This is a genomic window from Streptomyces prasinopilosus, assembly GCF_001419695.1.
In the GTDB taxonomy this organism is placed as follows: domain Bacteria; phylum Actinomycetota; class Actinomycetes; order Streptomycetales; family Streptomycetaceae; genus Streptomyces; species Streptomyces prasinopilosus.
Genome location: NZ_LIRG01000199.1, coordinates 1 through 7,291, shown reverse-complemented (window position 1 = coordinate 7,291; position 7,291 = coordinate 1). Strand labels below are relative to the sequence as shown.

The 7,291-nt window shown below is 72.8% G+C and carries 4 protein-coding genes and 1 pseudogene; 1 reads left to right on the top strand and 4 read right to left on the bottom strand.

Going from position 1 to position 7,291, the window contains the following annotated elements; genetic code table 11:
• The coding region (locus AOK18_RS10060; protein ID WP_055694080.1) for a BCCT family transporter at positions 1 to 1,684 on the bottom strand (1,684 nt) is incomplete at its 3' end.
• 186 nt (positions 1,685 to 1,870) lie between these two features.
• A complete protein-coding gene (locus AOK18_RS10055) occupies positions 1,871 to 3,850 on the bottom strand; it encodes a Xaa-Pro dipeptidyl-peptidase (RefSeq protein ID WP_055694079.1) in 1,980 nt (659 codons plus the stop codon).
• Between the two features lie 311 nt (positions 3,851 to 4,161).
• Here AOK18_RS10055 and AOK18_RS10050 point away from each other — a divergent pair, with 311 nt between their 5' ends.
• On the top strand, positions 4,162 to 4,887 hold the full coding sequence (locus AOK18_RS10050) for a MerR family transcriptional regulator (RefSeq protein WP_055694078.1): 726 nt from the start codon (positions 4,162 to 4,164) through the stop codon (positions 4,885 to 4,887).
• A gap of 31 nt (positions 4,888 to 4,918) precedes the next feature.
• Here AOK18_RS10050 and AOK18_RS10045 read toward each other — a convergent pair whose 3' ends face one another.
• A complete protein-coding gene (locus AOK18_RS10045; protein WP_055694077.1) occupies positions 4,919 to 7,096 on the bottom strand; it encodes a 3-hydroxyacyl-CoA dehydrogenase NAD-binding domain-containing protein in 2,178 nt (725 codons plus the stop codon).
• 39 nt (positions 7,097 to 7,135) lie between these two features.
• Positions 7,136 to 7,291: pseudogene (locus AOK18_RS30600) on the bottom strand (acetyl-CoA C-acyltransferase); the annotation flags it as partial.

Here is a 7,291-nt window from a genome sequence, read left to right as displayed (position 1 = left end):
CGGCCCCGGGGCCGATGCGGAGTTCGAACTCGCCGTCGTACTTCGTGTGCCCCGCGATGACGGCCATGTCGACCGCTTCGGAGGCCATCTCGCCCCGCACGATGAGCGGATCGCGGCGCAGATCGCGCATGAGCGCCACGCACATCATGATCATCACGACGACGAACGGGGCCGCCGCGAGGATCGTGAGGTTCTGCAGGCCGGTCAGCGCGTCGCCCTGGCCGCTGCCCACCAGCAGCATGATCGCGGCGACCGCCCCGGTGACCACGCCCCAGAACACCACCACCAGGCGTCCCGGTTCCAGCGCCCCCTTCTGCGAGAGCGTGCCCATCACGACCGAGGCCGCGTCGGCGCCCGAGACGAAGAAGATGCCGACGAGGATCATCACCAGAATGCTCGCGGCGGTGGCGACGGGGTACTGCTGGAGCACCGCGAACAGCTGGCCCTCGGCCGTCGACTCGTCGCCGAGCCGGCCCTGCTCCTGGAGCTTCATCGCGGAGCCGCCGAAGACCGCGAACCAGACCAGGCTGACCGTGCTGGGCACGAGGATGACCCCGCCGATGAACTGACGGATCGTACGGCCCCGGCTGATGCGGGCGATGAACATGCCGACGAACGGGGTCCAGGAGATCCACCACGCCCAGTAGAAGACGGTCCAGCTGCCCAGCCAGTCCGCCACTCCCTCGCCGGCGCTGGCCTCCGTGCGGCCGGCCAGCTGGGGCAGTTCGCCCAGGTAGCCGAAGACGGAGGTGGGCAGCAGGTCGAGGATGAGGATGGTGGGGCCGGCCACGAACACGAACAGGGCGAGCACCAGGGCCAGCACCATGTTGGTGTTGGACAGCCACTGGATGCCCTTCTCCACGCCCGACACCGCGGAGGCGACGAAGGCGACCGTGAGCACCGCGATGATGCTGACGAGCAGTCCCGTGCTCACCTCGTCCATCCACTCCAGCTCCTGCATGCCGGAGCCGATCTGCAGCGCGCCGAGCCCCAGGGAGGCCGCCGAGCCGAAGACGGTCGCCACGATGGCGAGGACGTCGATGACGCGCCCGGCGTTTCCGTTGGCGTGCTTCGACCCGATGAGCGGGGTGAAGACGGCGCTCACGGTCTGCCGGCGGCGCCGGCGGAAGGTGCTGTAGGCGATGGCGAGGCCGACCACGGCGTAGATCGCCCACGGGTGGAGCGTCCAGTGGAAGAGCGTGGTCGCCATGGCCAGTTCCATGCGCTCGCCCGAGTCGGCCGGATCGGTGCCGGGCGGCGCCGTGACGTAGTGCGCCAGCGGCTCGCTGACGCCGTAGAACATCAGGCCGATCCCCATGCCCGCGCTGAACATCATCGCGACCCACGACACGGTGCGGAACTCGGGTTCCTCGCCCTCGGCACCGAGGTGGATCTTCCCGTAACGGCTGATCGCGAGCCAGAGGGCGAAGACGACGAAGCCGGAGGCCGCCAGCATGAACGCCCAGCCGCCGTTGTGCATCAGCCCCGAGAGCGCGCTGCTCGAGACGTTCTCGAGCGAACCGGTGGCGGTGGCGCCCCAGACCACGAACGCGACGGTGAGAACCGCCGTGACACCGAAGACCACCCGGTCGGTCCGGGGGGTGCCCCGGCCCGCCAGGCCCGTCTCCGAGCCCGGCAGAGGGCCCGCCCTGTGGTCCTTGTCGCTGTGCTGGTCCTTCGTCACAGGCGGCGCCTTTCATCGAGCCGATGGAGCGGAAAATCGCTCCCCCAGCCATGGGCCTACCACCTTTGGCGCAAAACTCACCTCTTCAGCGGTCACGTTCCTGTCAACCGGCCCGGTCGGCCGCCGGGCGGACGACCGGCCGCGGGGGTCGCCGTCCGCCCGGGCCGACGACCGGCCGCGCGCGGGTCACCGGCCTCCGGGCGCACCCCCTCCTTCTCCCGGAACGCGCTGGACGGTGTGCGGGGGACGGACGCCGTCCCGGACGCCGGCGTCCGGCGCCGGCCCGGACCCGGCGGTGGCGCGGGCGAAGGCCGCGGTGCCGCCGGCGACCGGGACGCGCACGGAGGTGCGGGCGAGGTCGAGGGTGAGGGTGGGGGTGTCCGCAGGGGGGTCGATCAGGCCACGGTCCGTGCCCGCGACGATCAGGGCGAGACGGTGCCCCTCGGGGACGACGTGGTCGGTGGCGGCCAGGTCGAGGGTGAGGGTGTAGCGCTTGCCCGGGGTGAGCGGGGCGCTCTTGCCGTCCGGGCCGTGGTGGCCCAGGTCGGCCCAGCCCCGGCTGACGACCGTGTGACCGACGTCGGTGGTCCTGGCCCGGGTCTCCCGGTAGCAGGCGCTGTCGCCCTCGGTGCTCGCGCCCCAGCAGGTGCGGTCGGTGAGGGTGGTGATGCCCTCGCCCGCGGCGGCGTAGTCGCGGATGGTGTCGGGGCCGAGGTCGACGAGGACGGCGGACAGGTGTGCCGTGGGGGCGCTGGGGGTCACGGTGACGGTGGCCTCGGAGGCGCCGGACACCCGCAGGTCGCGGGAGAGGGGCCCGGTGACGAAGCCGGCCTTCTCCGGTGTCGACGTGTCGATGCGGGCGGCCCAGTCGGTCTCGCCGAGGCCCGGGTCGTCGGTGAACGTCGCGGTGCCGCGGCCCTTGCGCAGGCCCAGCGTGCCGGCCCCGTCCCCGTCGCCGCGGGCGGGGCGCAGGGTCGCGGCGCGGGTCTCGCGCGGCGGCCAGCTCTTCGAGGTGACCCAGTGGCCGGGGCGGCGTTCGATGTCGGCCACGGGCTCGCGGTCGATGCCGTTGTCGAGACCGAGGAGCTCGTGGTCGAACCAGCGGTGCAGGGTGGCGACCCATTCGGCGCGGCGGAAGTCGAACGGATCGACGTGCCCGGTCTGGGAGAGCCAGATCTTGCGGTCGACGCCGTTCCGCGCGAGGGCGTCCCACCACGGGCCGACGTGCTGCATCCGTACGTTGAGGTCCTGCATGCCGTGCACGAGGAAGACGCTGGCCCTCACCTTCTTCGCGGCGCGCACGTAGTCGCGTTCGGTCCACAGGGGTGTCGGGTCGCCGGTGCGCGGGGCGCCGTCGACGAGTTCGCGCTGGACCGCCCCGCACCGGGCGCGGGCGTCCGGGCTCTCCACGTAGTCCGACAGCCAGTCGGGGCCGGAGTCGTAGAGCGGGGCGCCCCGGCTGAAGTAGTAGTCGTACCAGGAGGAGATGGCGGCGATCGGCACGATCGTCTCGAGGCCCTCGACCCCGGTGGCGGCCACGCCGTTGGCGATGGTGCCGTCCCAGCTCTTGCCGATCATGCCGGTGCGGCCGTTGGTCCAGCCGGCGTCCGTCCGCTCGGCGCCGGTGCGGGTGGTGTAGGCGGTGCCGCGGCCGTTGAGCCAGTCGACGACGGCCTTCGCCGACCGGATGTCGGAGCGGCCGCCGACGTCCACGCAGCCGTCGGAGCGGTTGGTGCCGGCCAGGTCGACGCCGACGACGGCGTAGCCGCGCGGCACGAAGTAGTTGTCGTAGAACAGCGGCATCCGGACGACGTCGCCGTTCGCGTCGTACGTCTTGCGCTCGCTCTCGTTTCCGCGCCCGCAGCAGGAGTAGTACGGGCTGGCGTCCATGATGACGGGGACCTTCCGGCCCCGTCGCGCGGGTTCGGCGGGGCGGACGATGTCGACGGCGACCCGGTCGGTGCGTCCGTCGTCGTCCTCGTCGAGTCCGGTGTCCACCCAGACGGCCTCGCGGATCGCGTCGTCGTAGGAGTGGACGGGGCGGCTCTCGCGCGGTGGGGTGCCCGCCGCGGCCGCCGGCGCGGGGGCGAGCAGGGTGGCCGCCAGGGCGGCGACGGCCACCGTCACGAGCGGTCTCCAGGTCGTGAAGCGCGTGCGTATCGGCATGCGCGGACGGTACAGCGGTCAACTCGCGTGCAGAAGGGGGCGTCTGACGGATCGTGGGCGCCCGAGCGGTGCCGGGAAGCACCCGGCGCACGGGAGCGGGGCCCACGGGCCGGCCCCGGGGACGGGGCGGAGCGGCGGCGCGCGGAGGCCGTGCGGGCGCTCGGCCGCCGTGACCGTATCCGGTCACCGGTGACCGCGCCGGGCCGGCCGCCCGGTGACCGGCGGTGCGACGCGTGACCGCCCGCCTCCGGGCGGGAGCCTCGGAGCGGGAGCGGTGTCGCACTTTCGGTGAGACAGTAATACTGCTGTGCATGACGAGCGACACCGAGGAACCGGCCCTCACCATCGACGAACTGGCGGCACGGGCCGGGGTCACGGTGCGGACGGTCCGGTTCTACGGCAGCAAGGGGCTGCTCCCGCCGCCGGTGATCGGGCCGCGCCGCGTCGGCCACTACGGGCGGGAGCACCTGGCCCGGCTGGCGCTGATCGAGGAGCTGCAGCGGCAGGGCATGACGCTGGCGGCCATCGAGCGCTATCTGGGGCAGCTCCCGCCGGACCTGAGCGCGCGGGACCTGGCCATCCAGCGCGCGGTGGTGGCCTCCTGGGCGCCCGACGCGGTGGAGAGGGTGACGCGCGGGGAGCTGGAGCGGCGGGCGGGGCGGGTGCTGGACGACGAGGACCTGCGGCGGCTGGCGGCGCTGAACGTGCTCGAGCGGGACGGCGGGGACTTCCGGGTCGACGCGGGGCTGCTGCGGCTCGGCGTCGAACTGCTGGACGTACCGCTGACGCACGAGACGATCCTCGAGGCCCGTACGACGCTCACCGAGCACGCCCGCGCGGCCGCCCAGGAGCTGTCACGGCTGCTGCGGGACGCGGTGGCGGAGCGGGACCCGCGGGACGTGAAGTCGCTGTCGGCCCACATGCACCCGCTCGTGGTGCAGGCGCTGCTCACGGCCTTCCAGCGGTCGCTGCGCGAGGAGCTGCGGGAGTGGCTGGACGCCGGTGGGGGCGCGGGGCCGGCGGGGACGGGAGACTGACGCTCCCGTCCCGGCCGGGCGCACCGGAGGGTCAGCGGGCGTCCGTGAACACCTCTCCCCTCTCCGCCTTCTCCACCAGCAGGGCCGGCGGGGTGAAGCGCTCGCCGTAGCGTTCGGCGAGTTCGCGCGCCCGGTCGACGAAACCGGGCAGGCCGCCCTCGTAGCCGTTGACGTACTGCAGGACGCCGCCGGTCCAGCCCGGGAAGCCGATGCCGAGGATCGAGCCGATGTTGGCGTCGGCGACGGACGTCAGCACGCCCTCCTCCAGCAGCCGGACGGTGTCCAGCGCCTCGGAGAACAGCATGCGCTCCTGCATGTCGCGGAAGGGGATCTCGTGGCCCGGCTTCGTGAAGTGCTCGCGCAGGCCCGGCCACAGGCGGCCCCGCTTGCCGTCCTCGCCGTACTCGTAGAAGCCGGCGCCGCCGCTGCGGCCGGGGCGGCCGAACTCGTCGACCATGCGGTCGACGACCGCCTCGGCGGGGTGCGCGGTCCAGGTGCCGCCGGCCTCCTCGACGGCCCGCCTCGTCTCGTTGCGGATCCTGCGCGGCAGGGTGAGGGTGAGCTCGTCCATCAGGGAGAGCACCTTGGCCGGGTAGCCGGCCTGGGCGGCCGCCTGCTCCACGGAGGCGGGCTCGATGCCCTCGCCGACCATGGCGACGCCCTCGTTGATGAAGTGGCCGATGACCCGGGAGGTGAAGAAGCCCCGCGAGTCGTTGACGACGATGGGCGTCTTGTTGATCTGCCGGACCAGGTCGAAGGCGCGGGCGAGCGCCTCGTCCCCGGTCTGTCCGCCCTTGATGATCTCGACGAGCGGCATCTTGTCCACCGGTGAGAAGAAGTGCAGCCCGATGAAGTCGCTCTGGCGTTCGACCCCTTCGGCGAGGGCGGTGATGGGGAGGGTGGAGGTGTTGGAGCACAGCAGCGCGTCGGGGGCGACGACGTCCTGGATCTCCTGGAACACCTTGTGCTTGAGGGCGGTGTCCTCGAAGACGGCCTCGATGACCGCGTCGCAGCCCGCCAGGTCCTGGGCGTCCGCGGTGGGGGTGATCCGCGCGAGGAGCGCGTCGGCCTTCGCCTGGGTCGTCCGGCCCCGGGAGACGGCCTTGGCGCACAGTTTCTCGGAGTACGCCTTGCCCTGGGCGGCGGCTTGCGGGGTGACGTCCTTGAGGACGACGTCGATGCCCGCGCGGGCGCACGAGTAGGCGATGCCCGCGCCCATCATCCCGGCGCCCAGCACGGCCACCTTGGTCACGGTGCGGGAGGGCAGGTTCTGCGGCCGGTTGGCGCCCGCGTCGACGGCCCGCAGGTCGTAGAAGAACGCCTGGATCATGTTCTTCGAAGTCTGCTCGGTCAGCAGGTCGGTGAGGTAGCGGGCCTCGATGACGAACGCGGTGTCGATGTCGACCTGGGCGCCCTCGACGGCGGTGGCGAGGATGTTGCGCGGCGCCGGGTAGGGGGCGCCGGCCAGCTTCTTGCGGAGCACGGCCGGGAAGGCGGGCAGGCCGGCGGCGAACTCGGGGTGGGACGGGGTGCCGCCGGGGATGCGGTGGCCGGGCCGGTCCCAGGGCTGGGCGGACTCGGGGTGCGCGTCGATGAACGCGCGCGCCCTGGTGAGCAGTTCGGTCTGGTCGGCGGCGATCTCGTCGACCAGACCGGCGTCGAGCGCGGGAGCGGGAGCGTACTGCCTGCCCTCCAGGAGCACCTTCTGCAACGCGGCGGCGATCCCGAACATCCGCACCGTGCGGGTCACGCCACCGCCTCCGGGAAGCAGGCCGAACGTGACCTCGGGCAGCCCGACCCGGGCGGTGGGCCGGTCGAGGAGGACGCGGTGGTGGCAGGCGAGGGCTATCTCGTAACCGCCGCCCAGAGCGGTTCCGTTGAGGGCGGCCACGACGGGCACGCCCAGCGTCTCCAGTCTGCGCAGGGCGCGCTTGACGCGCATGCCCGCCTCGAAGGAGCGGTCGGCGGTCTCGGGGGTGACCGCGCGCAGGTCGCGCAGGTCTCCCCCGGCGAAGAAGGTGTCCTTCGCGGAGGCCACGATGACGCCCCTGAGGGTGTCGCCGCTGCCCTCCAGGCGCTCGACCACCGCGTCGAGGGAGTCGATGAAGGCCGCGTTCATGGTGTTCACCGGCCGGCCGGGATCGTCGAGGACCAGGGTGACGACGCCGGTGTCGTCCTGTTCCCAGCGGATGGTGGTGTTCTCGGTCATGAGGGAGTCTCCGTCGGAAGGGGGTGGGTCGCCGGGGTGTCAGAGGCGTTCGACGACGGTGGCGATGCCCATGCCGCCGCCCACGCACAGGGTGGCCAGGCCGTAGCGCTCGTCCCGGCGCTCCAGCTCGTCGACGAGGGTGCCCAGGATCATCGCGCCGGTCGCGCCCAGCGGGTGGCCGAGCGCGATCGCGCC

Coding starts and splice junctions, on each gene's coding strand:
- AOK18_RS10055 (WP_055694079.1), bottom strand. CDS start 3,850: ATGCCGATACGCACGCGCTTCACGACCTGGAGACCGCTCGTGACGGTG.
- AOK18_RS10050 (WP_055694078.1), top strand. CDS start 4,162: ATGACGAGCGACACCGAGGAACCGGCCCTCACCATCGACGAACTGGCG.
- AOK18_RS10045 (WP_055694077.1), bottom strand. CDS start 7,096: ATGACCGAGAACACCACCATCCGCTGGGAACAGGACGACACCGGCGTC.